The sequence below is a fragment of the Bradyrhizobium sp. SZCCT0153 genome, from assembly GCF_018129995.1.
Lineage (GTDB): Bacteria > Pseudomonadota > Alphaproteobacteria > Rhizobiales > Xanthobacteraceae > Bradyrhizobium > Bradyrhizobium japonicum_G.
Window position 1 is genome coordinate 59,106 of record NZ_JAFCKS010000011.1, and the last position, 14,244, is coordinate 73,349.

Sequence of the window (14,244 nt, forward strand, 5' to 3'; positions counted from 1 at the left end):
GAGCCATGACAAACAACATCCACAATCTCACCAGCAGCACCGACGACGTCGTCATCGTCGGTGGCGGACTTGCTGGATTGTTCTGTGCACTCAAGCTCGCGCCGCGGCCGGTTACGCTGATCTCCGCCGCGCCGCTCGGACAAGGCGCGTCGTCCGCATGGGCACAAGGAGGTATCGCCGCCGCGGTGGCCGAAGGCGACACGCCGGAAGCGCACGCCGCGGACACGATTGCCGTTGGCGGCGGCCTCGTCGATGAAGCGGTCGCACTCGGGATCGCGCGCGAGGCCGGCCCACGGATCCACGACCTGCTCGCCTATAGCGTGCCGTTCGACCGCGATCTCGAAGGCAAGCTCGCAGTCGGGCGCGAAGCCGCACATTCGGCGCGGCGCATCGTGCATGTGCGCGGCGATGGCGCCGGTGCCGCGATCATTGCGGCCTTGAGCGATGCCGTGCGGCGCACGCCATCAATTCGATTGATCGAAGGCTTGGTCGCCGAAGCGCTGTTGACCGAGGACGGCGTCGTCGCCGGCCTTCAGTTGCGCGAAGCCGGCAAGGTCGCCGCACAGCCGATCCTGCTCGCAGCACGCACGGTGGTGCTGGCCACCGGGGGCATCGGCCATCTCTATGCCGTCACCACCAACCCACTCGAGGCCAGCGGATCGGGGCTTGCGATCGCCGCACGCGCCGGCGCTGTCATCGCCGACCCTGAATTCGTGCAGTTCCATCCCACCGCCATCATGGTCGGGCGCGATCCCGCACCGCTCGCGACTGAAGCGCTGCGCGGCGAAGGCGCAACGCTGATCAACGGTCGCGGCGAACGCTTCATGGCGGCGCACCACCCGCTTGCAGAGCTCGCACCGCGCGACATCGTGGCCCGCGGCGTGTTCGCCGAGATCGCAGCCGGACGCGGTGCCTTTCTCGATGCGCGGGAGGCTTTGGGCACGCGCTTTGCCGAAAGGTTTCCAACGGTGCATGCGAGTTGCATCGCCGTCGGCATCGATCCCGAGACGCAGGCCATCCCGATCGCGCCGGCCGCGCATTACCACATGGGCGGCATTGCGGTCGACGATCGCGGCCGCAGCTCGATCGACGGGCTCTGGGCCGGCGGCGAGGTGTCGTCCACCGGCGCGCATGGCGCCAACCGCCTCGCGTCGAATTCGCTGCTGGAGGCCGTGGTCTATGCCGCGCGCATCGCGGACGACATCGCCGGTCGCGCGATCCCTCCGCCTGCCCGGCTTCCCGATGCGCTGGTGACGCCGCGTGGCAGCGCGCCGGATGCTGCGGCCGTGAAGCGGCTGCGGGCGACGATGAGCGCCCATGTCGGCGTCATTCGCGACGGCGACGGGCTTAGAGAAGCGGTTCGCAGCTTTGCGGCTCTCGAACGAGACGCAACGAACATCGCGGTCCGCAACATGGCGTCGGCGGCCTTGCTCGTCGCCACTGCGGCCTGGAACCGGCGCGAAAGCCGCGGCGCGCATTTCCGCTCCGACCATCCCGCCGATGTTCCCGCGCTGGCCCAGCGAACAATGACGACGCTCGCCGCAGTGCGCGTGGTCGCGGAAAGCCTGAGAGAGCGCCCGCTGCCACGCGTTGCCCAACCCATGATCGCCTGAAGGAAGCCCCATGATCACTCCGACCTCACTGCTTTATCCCGATGCCTTCCTGTCTCCGCTCGCGATCAACGAGGCCGTGCACCGCGCGCTCGACGAGGATCTTGGACGCGCCGGCGACATCACCTCGCTGGCGACGATCCCCGAAGCAACGAACGCGCAAGCGATCCTGGTCGCGCGCCAGTCCGGCGTGATCGCCGGATTGCCGCTGGCACTGGCGACGCTGCAAAAGCTCTCGCCCGACATCGAGGTGCGCGCGCATGTACGCGACGCCGCGCGGGCTGCACGCGGACAGCAAATATTGACGATCTCGGGTCCCGCACGCGCCATTCTCACGGCGGAGCGGACCGCGCTGAATTTCGTCGGCCGGCTGTCGGGCGTCGCGACGCTCACGGCGGACTACGTCGCGCGCACCGAAGGCACGAAGATGCGGATCTGCTGCACGCGCAAAACCACGCCGGGGCTGCGCGCGCTGGAGAAATACGCGGTGCGCTGCGGCGGCGGCTTCAACCACCGCTTCGGGCTCGACGATGCGATCCTGATCAAGGACAACCACATCGCGGTCGCCGGCGGCATCCGCCCCGTGCTGGAGCGCGCCCGCGCCCATGCCGGACACCTCGTCAAGATCGAGATCGAGGTGGATACGCTGGCGCAACTGCGCGAAGTGCACGACACCGGCCTTGCGGACGCCGCGCTGCTCGACAACATGGATTTTGCGACGTTGCGTGAGGCGGTGCGGCTCAACGAAGGACGCCTCAAGCTGGAAGCGTCCGGCGGCGTCACGCTGGAGTCGATCGCGGCAATCGCCGCGACAGGCGTCGACTACGCATCATCCGGCGCACTGACGCACTCGGCGCCGAATTTCGACTGCGCGCTGGATATCGAGGCATGAGCGGCTACCGCCGCTCGGTCACGCCCATCTCGGCGGAGCTCTTGGCTTCCTGGGCGAGCTCGGCGGAGAGCGCGGCGGTCTGCGCCGGCGTTCCCCAGCTCGGTTCCTCGCTGCCGTCGCCCCAGGCGCGCGGCCGATAGAAGGTGTGGACGCCGGTCTTGTACATCTTCTTCATCTCGGCGACCCAGGACGGGCGCACCCAATAGGCATGGTAATGCGTGGACTTGCCGACCTCGGGCAACCAGATCTGACCGTCGAGCATAGCCTTCGAAATCTTCTTCGCGCGCTCCCACATCTCGGGCTCGCGGATCACGTCGGCGTTGTTGTCGCAGGCGAAAGTGAACTGGCAGGCAAGATGGCGATGCTTGTTCTGATAGACCGCGCCGCACACGCTATCCGGATATTTGCCGGAGAACACGCGGTTCATCACGACCTGCGCAACCGCTATCTGGCCGCGCACGGCCTCGCCGCGGGACTCGAAATAGACGGCTTCCGCGAGGCATTTTTCAGACTTCGCGCGCGACTTGTCGTCGAGCGCGAGCCGCTCCGCCGGCGATCTGGCGCGTTGGTTATCGGCGTTGACCTCGCCCTTCGGCGCGACGCTCTCGCCGCTCTCGATGTCCCTGGCGATGTCCTCCGTCGGCGGCGACAGTGACGCCGTCACCTTCATGTCGGGGTCGGGCATCACGATCAACGGCTCGGCGCCCGGCTGCCATGTCTCCATGCTTTCGAGATTGCCGCCGAGCGAGGCGCTGCCGAAGAACAGGTTCGAGGTCTTCACCCGGAAAGGATCGCGTGGCGGTGCGGCCGGAAGGGTCGCTTGCTTCAGCGCATCGAGCGGCTGGACCGCGAACGCGCGCGCCGCATCGCTGGCTCGTGGCGGATTGGCATATTGCGGTAGCGGCGGTGCGCGCAGCGCCTCCGCGAGCTCGGGGTCGAGCGCGGCCGCGGACTCCGGCGACATCGCCTGCGGCAACGCGGCAGTCTTGGCGCCGAACACCGAGCTATTCGACGTCGCGGGATTTTCCTGCGCCGGTGCTGAGGTGGGCGCGGCCGTTTCGGGAGACGCCGTCGGCGCAACGATTGCAAGGCGATCACCCTTCATCGAGCGATCGACCTTGGGGAAGTCGGCGGCCTGGTAGCGCGGGGGTGCCTGAAGCGCGGGGTTGCGGCTGATCGCGCCGGTGACATCGCGGCCGTCGAGGCTGGCGAGGCGGACCATCGCGCTCTGCGGAACCGACGTGCCGATGGGGCGGGAAAAACTGTAGGTGGCGAGCTGGATGGAGGACGCCGCCGAAAACACCTGCTTCTGCCAGCGCTCTGCGACGCCGGGCTGGCGCGCCAGCAGCGAGGCAATATCCTGATAGCCGGTCTCTCTCGGCATCAATGCGAAGATGCAGAGACCGATGCCGAAGGACGCGAACCGCGCGCCCTTCGGATGGTTACGCAACAAAAACATCGACACGCTCACGCTACGCTTACGCCAGAAAAATCGAGCCGCAGTACATCCGTGCAATTCGATCTTTATCGTGAGTATCTAATTTAGGTTGCCGGGGCGTTAATCGACGTTGCGCACGGAGCACACTCAAGCAATCGCAGGTGTTTTCACGCGGCGATTGCGTGCGTGGTAAATGCGGACTGACGCGACGGGGTAAACAACTGGTCAACGCGAATGGTGAAGGAACTCTTGCGCGCACGTATCATTACGGGACGCGCGCGAGTTCCCGGTGCTGCAACGACGCGAAGTGGAGACAGCGTTGCGCAAAATGAAAAGAGGCGGAGCCAAAGCCCCGCCTCTCTCGACTCGATCCTGCGCTTCGCCTTACGCCTGGCTCGCGATCGCCTTGCCGAGCGCGGCCTGCGCGGCAGCGAGGCGTGCGATCGGCACGCGGTATGGCGAGCACGAGACGTAGTCGAGGCCGATATCGTGGCAGAAGGCGACGGAGGCGGGATCGCCGCCGTGCTCGCCGCAGATGCCGACCTTGAGTTTCGGGCGGGTCTTTCGGCCGCGCGCGACGCCGATCTTGACCAGCTCACCGACGCCTTCCTGGTCGAGCGCAACGAAGGGATCGATCGGGAGGATGCCCTTGGACACGTAGGTCCCGAGGAAGCTTGCCGCGTCGTCGCGGCTGATGCCGTAGGTGGTCTGCGTGAGATCGTTGGTACCGAACGAGAAGAACTCGGCGCTCTCCGCGATCTCGGCAGCAAGCAGACAGGCGCGCGGCAACTCGATCATGGTGCCGACCTGATAGGCGATCTTGGTGTTGGTGTCGCGCATCACCGCCTTCGCGGTGGCGTCGATGCGCGCCTTGACGAGATCGAGCTCCATCTTGGTCGCAATCAGCGGCACCATCACCTCGAGGCCGACGGCCTTGCCGGTGCGCTTCTCGGCCTCGACCGCCGCCTCGAAGATCGCGCGGGCCTGCATCTCGGCAATCTCGGGATAGGCGATCGCGATCCGGCAGCCGCGGAAGCCGAGCATCGGATTGAACTCCGACAGCTCGCGGGCGCGGTCGGCCAGGCGCCGCGGGTCGGTGTTCATGGCGCGCGCCACTTCCTCGACCTCGGCATGGGTGTGCGGCAGGAACTCGTGCAGCGGCGGATCAAGCAAACGGATCGTGACGGGCAGGCCCTTCATGATCTCGAACAGCTCGACGAAATCCGCGCGCTGCATCGGCAGCAGCTTTGCCAGCGCGGCGCGGCGCGACTGCTCGTCCTCGGAGAGGATCATCTCGCGCACCGTGCGGATGCGCGTCTCCTCGAAGAACATGTGTTCGGTGCGGCAGAGGCCGATGCCTTCCGCGCCGAACTTGATCGCGGTGCGCGCATCCTCCGGCGTATCGCCATTGACGCGAACTCCGATCTTGCGGACCTGGTCAGCCCAGGTCATGAGCGTGCCGAATTCGCCGGAGAGCTCCGGCTCGATCATCGGCATGCGGCCGGCGAGTACCTGGCCGAGCGAACCGTCGATTGTGATGACGTCGCCGGTCTTGAAGGTGCGCGAGCCGATGCTCATGGTGCCGCGGCCGTAGTCGACGCGGATGGTGCCGCAGCCGGAGACGCAGGGCTTGCCCATGCCGCGTGCAACGACCGCCGCGTGCGAGGTCATGCCGCCACGGGTGGTGAGAATGCCTTCGGCGGCGTGCATGCCGTGGATGTCTTCCGGGCTGGTTTCGATGCGGACGAGAATCACTTTACGTCCGTCGGCCTGAAGCTTGGCCGCTTCATCCGAGGAGAACACGATCTCGCCGGAGGCTGCACCGGGCGAAGCCGGCAGGCCGGTCGCGATCACGTCGCGCTTGGCGCCGGGATCGATAGCCGGATGCAGGAGCTGGTCGAGCGAAGCGGGGTCGATCCGCGTCACCGCTTCCTTCTTGGTGATCAGGCCTTCATTGGCGAGCTCGACCGCGATGCGCAATGCGGCTTTCGCGGTGCGCTTGCCGCCGCGGGTCTGGAGCATCCACAGCTTGCCCTGCTCGACCGTGAACTCCATGTCCTGCATGTCGCGATAGTGCTTCTCGAGCAGCGTGTAGATCCGCGTCAGCTCGTTGAAGGCCTCCGGCATCGCCGCTTCCATCGACGCCTTGTCGGAGCCCGATTCCTTGCGCGCTTCCTCAGTGATGTCCTGCGGCGTGCGGATACCCGCCACCACGTCCTCGCCTTGCGCGTTGATCAGGAATTCGCCGTAGAGCTTGCTCTCGCCGGTCGAGGGGTTGCGGGTGAAGGCAACGCCGGTCGCCGAGGTCTCGCCCATGTTGCCGAACACCATAGCCTGCACGTTGACGGCGGTGCCCCAGGATTCCGGAATATCGTGCAGCTTGCGGTAGGTCACCGCGCGCGCGTTCATCCAGGAAGAAAACACCGCGCCGATCGCGCCCCAGAGCTGGTCGTGCGGATCCTGCGGGAAGTCCTTGCCGGTCTCGCGGGCGACCGCGTCCTTGTACTTGCCGACCAGATCGACCCAGTCCTCGGCCGACAGATCGGTGTCGAGCGTATAGCCCTGACTGTCCTTGAAGGTGTCGAGGATTTCCTCGAAGTGATGATGCTCGAAGCCGAGCACCACGTCCGAATACATGGTGATGAAGCGGCGATAGCTGTCATAGGCGAAACGACGATCACCCGACAGTTCCGACAGCGCTTCCACGGTCTCGTCATTGAGGCCGAGATTGAGCACGGTGTCCATCATGCCCGGCATCGAGGCGCGCGCGCCGGAGCGCACGGAGACGAGCAGCGGGTTTTTGGTGTCGCCGAAGATCTTGCCGGTCAACTTGCCGACATGATCCAGCGCCTTCTCAACCTGCGACTGCAACTCCTTCGGATAGGATTTGTCGTGCGCGTAGAAATACGTGCAGACCGAGGTCGGGATGGTAAAGCCGGGAGGCACGGGAAGGCCGAGATTGGCCATCTCGGCGAGGTTGGCGCCCTTGCCGCCGAGCAGGTCGCGCATCTCGGTACGGCCTTCGGCCTTGCCGTCGCCGAATGTGAACACCCATTTGCCGGCCTTGGGAGCGCTCGGCGCTGGCTTGGCAGATGCAGCCTTGGCAGGTGCAACCTTGGCAGTTGCAGCCTTGGCCGGGGCCGGCTTCACAGCGACCTTGGCGGCAACCGGCTTGGTCGCAGCCTTCGCGGCGCGCTTCGCAGCCGGCTTGGCCACGGGCTTCGCAGCGGCCTTGGCGACCAGCTTCGGGGCGCTCTTGGCAAGCGCCTTGCGGGCCGCCGGCGCAGCTTTCGCCTTGGCGGAGGGCTTTGATTTCGCTGGTATTTTCTTAGGCTTCGAGGCGGCTTTGGCCATAGCTTGCACACAACCTGCGAGAGGAATGGGAAATCGCGCGCCTTACACCACTTTGGGCAGGCGCGCGCAAGTCGAAGAGTTCCGCAAAATGAGGCCTAGAGATGGAGCCACTTCAACAATCCGAGCCCGATCGCACCATTTATGATGAGAAAGATCGCGACGATCAGGTTGAGCAGGCGCGGCATGATCAGGATGAGCACGCCCGCAAGCAGCGACAGGATCGGCGAGATGTGGGCGACGGTGATGTGCATGAATTGTCTTTCCGTGACGTGAGGCGAATCGCGGGCGGATCATAGCGGACCAGGTTCCGCGGGTAGAGACGCACCAGCGCCGCACGAGTTCCCGCCTTCGCGAAATCTGCCCGAAATTGCCGCTGATACGGCAGGGCTTTTCCCGGAACATTGCAAAGTCGCAAGCATTGGCAACCAGTCGCGCCACTGGCGCCGGCTCGAAATCACTTCGAAGGGAGTTGCCTATGCGGAACAGGATTCTCGCCCTCACAGTGCTTGGCGTCGCGCTTGGTGCGCCGATCGCGGCGCAGGCGCAAACTGGAATCACGGTGGGACGCGCGCCCGTCGTGGTCGAGAGCGGCCCGACCATTGCAGTCGAACAGCGGCCGGCCTTCCGAGACTATGTCGTCGAACAACGTGTGCCGGCCTTCCGTGTCCCGGATCGCGTGGTGGTCGGCTCTACATTACCCGAGACCGGCATCACCTATTATGACGTGCCGCAACGTTTCGGCGCCACGACCTATCGCTACACGGTCGTGAACGGCGAGACCGTGCTGGTCGAGCCGCGCTCGCGGCGCATCGTCGAAGTGATGGACTAATCAGTTCAACTCCAACGCTCAACTCGATGTCCGGCGCGTCACTTCAGGCTGGCGCGCATCGCGTAGTCGGACATCAGGCTCCGCCCGGTCTTCCCCCCGCCGGGCGGGGCTCTTTTGCGCCCGTCATTCCGGGGCGCGCGGAGCGCGAGCCCGGAATCCATAACCGCGATCGTGAGTATGGATTCCGGGCTCACGGCGTGTCCCGGAATGACGGAAGTATTTGCCGTGCGGCCGCGCCTCAATCCTGGATCTTCGAGAAGTCCGCCACCGCGCGCGTGGCGCTGCGGATCTCGTTGAGCAGCATCAGGCGGTTCTCACGCACCTTCGGATCGTCGTCGTTGACGCGAACCTTGTCGAAGAACGCATCGACCGGCGGACGCAGCTTTGCCATCGCGCTCATCGCGGCGGCAAAGTCCTCTTTGGCGACGGCGGCGCTCGCTTCAGCCCTCACCTCGCCGATCGTCTTGGCCAGCGCCTTCTCTTCACCGAGGCCATAGAGCGCGGCGTCGGGCGCGCCGTCGAACGTGCGCTTGTCCTTCTTCTCCTCGATGCCAAGGATATTGCTGGCGCGCTTGATGCCGGCGAGCAGGTTCTTGCCGTCATCGGTCTCGAGGAATTTGCCGAGCGCCTCGACGCGGCGGACGATCATCAACAGATCGTCCTGGCCACCGAGCGCGAACACGGCGTCGACGAGATCGTGACGCGCGCCCTGCTCGCGGAGCTGCACCTTCAGGCGGTCGGCGAAGAAGGCGAGCAGATCCTCAACCCGAGGCTTCAGCAACTTGTAGACGGACTCCGCGGCCTGGTTGGAAAACGAATTGCTCGGAACTTCCGCATTTCCGGCACTTCCGATCCAATCCGAAAGTTCGACGATCAAATCGGTGTCGTCCTTGTAAATCGCGGACATCACCTGAACTGCATGTTCGCTCAGCAGCTTCCAAAGCGGGAGCCGCAGATCGTTATCGACAATGATTCTGATCACGCCGAGCGCCGCGCGCCGCAGTGCATACGGGTCCTTGCTGCCCGTCGGCTTCTCGTCGATCGCCCAGAATCCAACGAGCGTATCGATCTTGTCGGCGAGCGCCACAGCGATGCTGACCGGATCGGTCGGCACGCGGTCCGCGGGCCCCTGCGGCTTGTAGTGCTCCTCGCAGGCGGCGGCGACGGAAGCATCCTCGCCCTGCGCCAGCGCGTAGTACTTGCCCATCAGGCCCTGCACCTCGGGGAATTCGCCGACGACTTCGGTCAGCAAATCCGCCTTCGCCAGATGCGCGGCGCGCGTGGCCTTGGCGACGTCGGCGCCGACCAGCGGCGCGATCTCGGCGGCGAGACGCTCGATGCGCGTGATGCGCGCGGCCTGCGTCCCGAGCTTCTCGTGAAACACGATCTGATCGAACTTCGGCAGCCGCTCTTCCAGCTTCGTCTTCAGATCCGTCTCGTAGAAGAACTTCGCATCCGACAAACGGGGACGGATCACGCGTTCGTTGCCGGAGACGATGGTCTTGCCGCCGTCCGGCGCCTCGATATTGGCGGTGAGGACGAACTTGTTGGTCAGCTTGCCCGTCTTGGAATCCCTGACGACGAAGCACTTCTGGTTGTTGCGGATGGTGGCGCGGATCACCTCTTCCGGGATCGCGAGATATTCCTTCTCGAACGATCCCATCATGACGACGGGCCATTCGACGAGGCCGGACACCTCGTCCAGCAGCGCCTGATCCTCGACCAGTTCGAACCCTTGCGCGAACGTCAGCTCCTTGGCATCGGCGAAAATGATATCCTTGCGCGCCTGCGGATCGAGGATGACTTTTGCAGCCTTCAGCTTCGCTTCGTAGTCCTCGAAGCGGCGCACGGAAATCGCAGCCGGTGCCATGAAGCGATGGCCGTAGGTGGTCTGGCCGGTCTCGATGCCGTCCACCGAGAATTTGACGACATCGGGCTCTTCGGTCTCGAGCCCGAACGTCGCCGTGATCGCGTGCAGCGGACGCACCCAGCTCAGCGACCCCGGTTTTCCGGAGCGCGCGCCCCAACGCATCGATTTCGGCCAGGGGAATGTGCGGATGATCACCGGCAGGATTTCCGCGAGCACGTCGATCGCGTCGCGGCCGGGCTTCTCGATCAGCGCGATGTAGAAGTCGCCTTTCGGGTCGCGCTGGATCTTGGCCTCATCCAGCGACGTCAAACCCGTCGCCTTCAGAAAGCCCTGCACGGCCGCGTCGGGCGCGCCCATTTTCGGCCCTCGACGTTCGGTCTTCAGGTCAGGCTGGCGTGCGGGGATGCCATGCACGGTGAGCGCGAGACGGCGCGGCGTCGCGAAGGCTTTCGCGCCTTCGTAGACGAGGCCTTCGGCGACGAGCTTGTCGGTGACCAGGCGGCGCAGATCGTCGGCCGCCTTGGCCTGCATGCGCGCGGGAATTTCTTCCGAGAACAGTTCAAGCAACAAATCGGGCATCAGGCCGCTCCGCCCGCTTCGGTATGGATCCAGGCCTCGCCGCAGGCTTTTGCCAGTTCGCGAACACGCAAGATGTAGCTCTGCCGCTCGGTCACGGAGATCACGCCGCGGGCGTCGAGCAGGTTGAAGACGTGGCTCGCCTTGATGCACTGGTCATAGGCCGGCAGCGCCATCAAATGCGCCTCGCGCTTGCCGTCCTTCCAGCCTGCGTCGAGATATTTCCTGCAGGCAGTCTCGGCCATCTTGAACTGCTCGAACAGCATCGCGGTGTCGGCGATCTCGAAATTGTGCTTCGAATATTCCCGCTCGGCCTGGAGGAAGACGTCGCCATAGGTGACCTTGGCGTCGCCGTCGCGGCCGTTGAAGTTGAGGTCGTAGACACGGTCGACGCCCTGCACATACATCGCGAGGCGCTCGAGCCCGTAGGTGAGCTCGCCCGCGACCGGCGCGCATTCGAAGCCCGCGACCTGCTGGAAATAGGTGAATTGGCTCACTTCCATGCCGTCGCACCAGCACTCCCACCCCAAACCCCAGGCGCCCAGCGTCGGGCTCTCCCAATCGTCCTCGACGAAGCGGATGTCGTGCACGGCGGAATCGATGCCGATCGCGGCGAGCGACTTCAGGTACAGCTCCTGAAGGTTCGGCGGCGACGGCTTCATGATCACCTGGAACTGGTAGTAGTGCTGCATCCGGTTCGGGTTCTCGCCGTAGCGGCCGTCCTTGGGCCGGCGCGAGGGCTGCACATAGGCCGCGTTCCAGGGTTTTGGACCCAGCGCGCGCAGCGTGGTCGCCGGATGGAAGGTGCCCGCGCCCATCTCCATGTCGTAGGGTTGCAGGATCACGCAGCCCTGCTCGGCCCAGAACCTCTGGAGCGCGAGGATGAAGCCCTGGAACGAACGTTCCGGGCGCATATGGGCGGGCAATGAGGCGTCCATCGTCAGATCAGGCTCTCGCGGGGGTTTTGAATCGCGCGGGACCGTATCGACGGCGGGGGTGGGAATCAAGGCAAAGGGGCTGCTTCTTACCTCTCCGGCTTGCGGGAGAGGTCGCGCCGAAGGGGCGGGTGAGGGCTCTGTCCTCTGGGGCGGTCTCGCCCGCGGAGATACCCCTCCCCAACCCTCCCCCGCAAGCGGGAGAGGGAGTGCACCGCGCGTGCGGCGGCATCAGCTAACCCGGCCGGTAAGCTCCGGTCGCAGGGTCCTGTTTCAGGGTCTGGATGTCCCCCATATGGGCGGCCTCGGCGACGCGTGACAGGCGCATCTCCTCCAGTTCCTGGTTGATCCGGACAGCGGTCTTGTAGGCCCAGCGGACCACGGCAAGCCCGCCCAGGACGCCCGCGAAAGCGACGAACGGCGGCATCGGTCGTTCCTTGTTCACAATGCTCAGCCCCCACGCCCATTCTTGCGCAGACCGGGCCGCGCCGCAATTGGCTCGGCATCCAGTCCCCTTGGACCAAATGGCGCGGGAGGGACCGCGCCTAGAACCCGAATTTCGCCCAAATCGCCCGCGTTTCGACCGCCGAAATCAGCTCGTCCGGAAGACCGGCCATTGATTCCATGGCCGAAAGCTGGCTCGCGCCGGGCGATTTGCGCCCCAAAAGGCCCGAGAGCAACCCGCTCGGTTGCGCGATCACAGGGGTGAGAACCTTCTCGCCATAGCGGGCACGAAGAGTTGAGCGGAGATCGCCGATGCTGTCGGCAAGCCCCAGCGCGATCGAACTCTCGCCGGCCCAGTATTCGCCCGTGAACAGCGTGTCGTCGGATCCCTTCAGGCGTGCGCCGCGGCTCTCCTTCACCAGCGCAATGAAGATCTGGTGGATCTCGCGCTGGATCGCCTTCAGCTTGGCGACGTCGTCCGGATTTTCCGGGAGAAACGGGTCGAGCATCGCCTTGTGCGAGCCGGCCGTGTAGAGGCGCCGCTCGATGCCGAGCCGCTTGATCGCTTCCTGGAAACCAAAGCTGCCGCCGACCACCCCGATCGAGCCGAGGATCGAGGACGGATCGCAAATGATCTCGTCGCCGGCGCAGGCGATCATGTAGCCGCCGGACGCCGCGACGTCCTCGACGAACACCAGCACCGGCAGCTTCTTCTCCGCGGCGAGCTGCTTGATGCGCAAATAGATCTGGCGCGACTGCACCGGCGAGCCGCCGGGCGAGTTGATCACCAGCGCCACTGCCTTAGCATTCCGGTACGAAAACGCACGCTCCAGCACCCGCGCGACGCCCGCGAGCGACATGCCCGGACGCAGCGGCGTCACCGCGCCGATCACGCCTGACAGCCGCACCACGGGCACGACCGCCGTGCCCGGCCGGAATCGCGCCGGCAGATATTGCATGAGCTTGTCGGCCAGGCCGGAACTCTCACGATCGTTCAATTGTTCGGCCATGCCGTTACCTCTGATTAACCATTTCTTATCACGCGACTGTCATTGGAAGTGCCCGGAACGTGTTTTGCAGATTCCTCGTTGGGAAGCTGCAATGAGGCAGCGGAGAACACCATGAAAATCTATCTGCTGATGCTGCTGGTCGGTGCGCTGTTCATGGCGATCCGCTTGACGACTCCCCAGGAGCAGCAGTCGGAATCGCTTCCGCAATAGGTCAGCACGGTTCCACCAGGGGTAGAATCGCCCGTCCTTCCAGAATATCCATCACCTCTTTTCTAGGCACGCGCGACTCCCCGTTGAGCATGAGGCCCGGCAACAATCGCGTTGGGGCCCTCCCGCCCTTGATCGCGCGCACCAGCACGCGGATCGCGGGCCGCCCGGCTTCACCATGAACCGGCAGAATCGCGAGACTTCCGAAGCCGCGAGACAGCGCCGCCAAGACGTCCGCGATCCCATCGGCGCGCCAAATCAATGTCAGCGCGCCATTCGATCGGAGGATGCGCCGCGCCGCATGCACCCAGGCATTCAGCGTCTCATCCGTCGCCACATGCGCGCTGTGGCGCATCTGATCCGGCGAGCCGCGATGGCGCGCGGGGTCGTTGAAGGGCGGGTTCATCAGGACTACGTCGACGCTATCGGGCTCGAGGCCATTCGCCGCAAACGCCGGCGCGTCGGCCGTGACGTCGAGCACGATGGTCTCGGCGGCAATCGCATTCGCCGCCGCATTGGCGCGGGCGAGCTCCGCCAGCTCCGGATCGATCTCGACGAGGCCAAGCCTGATCCCCGCCACGCGCCGGGCAAGCGCCAGCCCGGCCGTGCCGATGCCGGCGCCGAGATCGACCACGCGGTCGCCGGGTCCCGCCTGCGTCGCCGCCGCAAGCAGAATGGCGTCATGCCCGGCGCGATGGCCGGACCGCTTCTGCTTCAGCCGCAACTGCCCGCCGAGAAAGGCGTCCTCGGTGATGTCTGCCAGGGCGTCAATCATCGCCGCGGAGCTCGTGGCTGAGGCCGGCCTCGGTGAGGAGCAGCCTGGCCTCCTGGGCGTCGTCCTCATGAACCAGGATCCGCCGCGGCAGGATGCCGAGCGAGCCTTCGATGATGCTCATGTTCTGGTCCAGCACCAGATGATGGATGTTGGCACCGTCGAGCAGCGCACCGATCGCCGACACCAGCACCATATCGTTGGTCCGAACCAGTTCACGCAATGCGGGTCTCCTGCCTGACCGGGGTTAAGCGGCAATGTCAATGGTTCCACGGCCCTTGCCGCATCCCCGTCCAGTTTCTATTGT

Annotated in this window: 12 protein-coding genes; 3 read left to right on the plus strand and 9 right to left on the minus strand. The window is 65.2% G+C overall.

All coding sequences use genetic code 11. The features are described from left to right. The first annotated feature begins 5 nt into the window (after positions 1-5). Both JQ572_RS31685 and nadC read left to right on the plus strand, forming a co-directional pair. Positions 6-1,613, plus strand: a complete 1,608-nt coding sequence (locus JQ572_RS31685; RefSeq protein ID WP_211386766.1) for an L-aspartate oxidase — start codon at positions 6-8, stop codon at positions 1,611-1,613. A 10-nt stretch (positions 1,614-1,623) separates the two neighbouring features. Continuing rightward, positions 1,624-2,502, plus strand: a complete 879-nt coding sequence (gene nadC / locus JQ572_RS31690; RefSeq protein ID WP_211386767.1) for a carboxylating nicotinate-nucleotide diphosphorylase — start codon at positions 1,624-1,626, stop codon at positions 2,500-2,502. A gap of 4 nt (positions 2,503-2,506) precedes the next feature. Here nadC and JQ572_RS31695 read toward each other — a convergent pair whose 3' ends face one another. From JQ572_RS31695 to JQ572_RS31705, 3 genes are all read right to left on the minus strand, one after another. After that, positions 2,507-3,961: a cell wall hydrolase gene (locus JQ572_RS31695; protein ID WP_211386768.1), complete on the minus strand. Its 1,455-nt coding sequence runs from the start codon at positions 3,959-3,961 to the stop codon at positions 2,507-2,509. Between the two features lie 363 nt (positions 3,962-4,324). After that, on the minus strand, positions 4,325-7,294 hold the full coding sequence (gene ppdK / locus JQ572_RS31700) for a pyruvate, phosphate dikinase (RefSeq protein ID WP_211386769.1): 2,970 nt from the start codon (positions 7,292-7,294) through the stop codon (positions 4,325-4,327). Between the two features lie 95 nt (positions 7,295-7,389). Next, positions 7,390-7,545 (minus strand): DUF3096 domain-containing protein, encoded by a 156-nt coding sequence (locus JQ572_RS31705; RefSeq protein WP_007594951.1) that lies wholly within the window; start codon positions 7,543-7,545, stop codon positions 7,390-7,392. A gap of 224 nt (positions 7,546-7,769) precedes the next feature. On the opposite strand from JQ572_RS31705, the gene JQ572_RS31710 reads away from it, so the two are divergent. Next, the gene (locus JQ572_RS31710) at positions 7,770-8,123 is read left to right on the plus strand and encodes a DUF1236 domain-containing protein (RefSeq protein ID WP_211386770.1); all 354 of its coding nucleotides are present in this window, start codon (positions 7,770-7,772) and stop codon (positions 8,121-8,123) included. Positions 8,124-8,361: 238 nt separating this feature from the next. Here the strand turns inward: JQ572_RS31710 and glyS are convergent, their stop codons facing one another. The 6 genes from glyS to JQ572_RS31740 all read right to left on the minus strand — a co-directional run bounded on the left by glyS (position 8,362) and on the right by JQ572_RS31740 (position 14,160). After that, positions 8,362-10,572, minus strand: a complete 2,211-nt coding sequence (gene glyS / locus JQ572_RS31715; RefSeq protein WP_211386771.1) for a glycine--tRNA ligase subunit beta — start codon at positions 10,570-10,572, stop codon at positions 8,362-8,364. Further along, a complete protein-coding gene (locus JQ572_RS31720) occupies positions 10,572-11,507 on the minus strand; it encodes a glycine--tRNA ligase subunit alpha (RefSeq protein ID WP_211386772.1) in 936 nt (311 codons plus the stop codon). Before JQ572_RS31720 ends, glyS begins: the two co-directional genes overlap by 1 nt. Before the next feature lie 232 nt (positions 11,508-11,739). Then, the gene (locus JQ572_RS31725) at positions 11,740-11,931 is read right to left on the minus strand and encodes a hypothetical protein (RefSeq protein WP_211386831.1); all 192 of its coding nucleotides are present in this window, start codon (positions 11,929-11,931) and stop codon (positions 11,740-11,742) included. Between the two features lie 118 nt (positions 11,932-12,049). Next, complete coding sequence (locus tag JQ572_RS31730; RefSeq protein ID WP_211386773.1) at positions 12,050-12,958, minus strand: S49 family peptidase; 909 nt, start codon at positions 12,956-12,958, stop codon at positions 12,050-12,052. A 211-nt stretch (positions 12,959-13,169) separates the two neighbouring features. Further along, on the minus strand, positions 13,170-13,940 hold the full coding sequence (locus JQ572_RS31735; RefSeq protein WP_211386832.1) for a tRNA1(Val) (adenine(37)-N6)-methyltransferase: 771 nt from the start codon (positions 13,938-13,940) through the stop codon (positions 13,170-13,172). Beyond that, the gene (locus JQ572_RS31740; RefSeq protein WP_211386774.1) at positions 13,933-14,160 is read right to left on the minus strand and encodes a putative signal transducing protein; all 228 of its coding nucleotides are present in this window, start codon (positions 14,158-14,160) and stop codon (positions 13,933-13,935) included. The genes JQ572_RS31735 and JQ572_RS31740 overlap by 8 nt, the downstream gene beginning before the upstream one ends. Positions 14,161-14,244 lie beyond the last annotated feature (84 nt).

Excerpts from the sequence above, each read along its gene's own strand:
- JQ572_RS31685 (WP_211386766.1), top strand. The coding sequence starts at position 6 with ATGACAAACAACATCCACAATCTCACCAGCAGCACCGACGACGTCGTC.
- nadC (WP_211386767.1), top strand. The coding sequence starts at position 1,624 with ATGATCACTCCGACCTCACTGCTTTATCCCGATGCCTTCCTGTCTCCG.
- JQ572_RS31695 (WP_211386768.1), bottom strand. The coding sequence starts at position 3,961 with ATGTTTTTGTTGCGTAACCATCCGAAGGGCGCGCGGTTCGCGTCCTTC.
- ppdK (WP_211386769.1), bottom strand. The coding sequence starts at position 7,294 with ATGGCCAAAGCCGCCTCGAAGCCTAAGAAAATACCAGCGAAATCAAAG.
- JQ572_RS31705 (WP_007594951.1), bottom strand. The coding sequence starts at position 7,545 with ATGCACATCACCGTCGCCCACATCTCGCCGATCCTGTCGCTGCTTGCG.
- JQ572_RS31710 (WP_211386770.1), top strand. The coding sequence starts at position 7,770 with ATGCGGAACAGGATTCTCGCCCTCACAGTGCTTGGCGTCGCGCTTGGT.
- glyS (WP_211386771.1), bottom strand. The coding sequence starts at position 10,572 with ATGCCCGATTTGTTGCTTGAACTGTTCTCGGAAGAAATTCCCGCGCGC.
- JQ572_RS31720 (WP_211386772.1), bottom strand. The coding sequence starts at position 11,507 with ATGGACGCCTCATTGCCCGCCCATATGCGCCCGGAACGTTCGTTCCAG.
- JQ572_RS31725 (WP_211386831.1), bottom strand. The coding sequence starts at position 11,931 with ATGCCGCCGTTCGTCGCTTTCGCGGGCGTCCTGGGCGGGCTTGCCGTG.
- JQ572_RS31730 (WP_211386773.1), bottom strand. The coding sequence starts at position 12,958 with ATGGCCGAACAATTGAACGATCGTGAGAGTTCCGGCCTGGCCGACAAG.
- JQ572_RS31735 (WP_211386832.1), bottom strand. The coding sequence starts at position 13,940 with ATGATTGACGCCCTGGCAGACATCACCGAGGACGCCTTTCTCGGCGGG.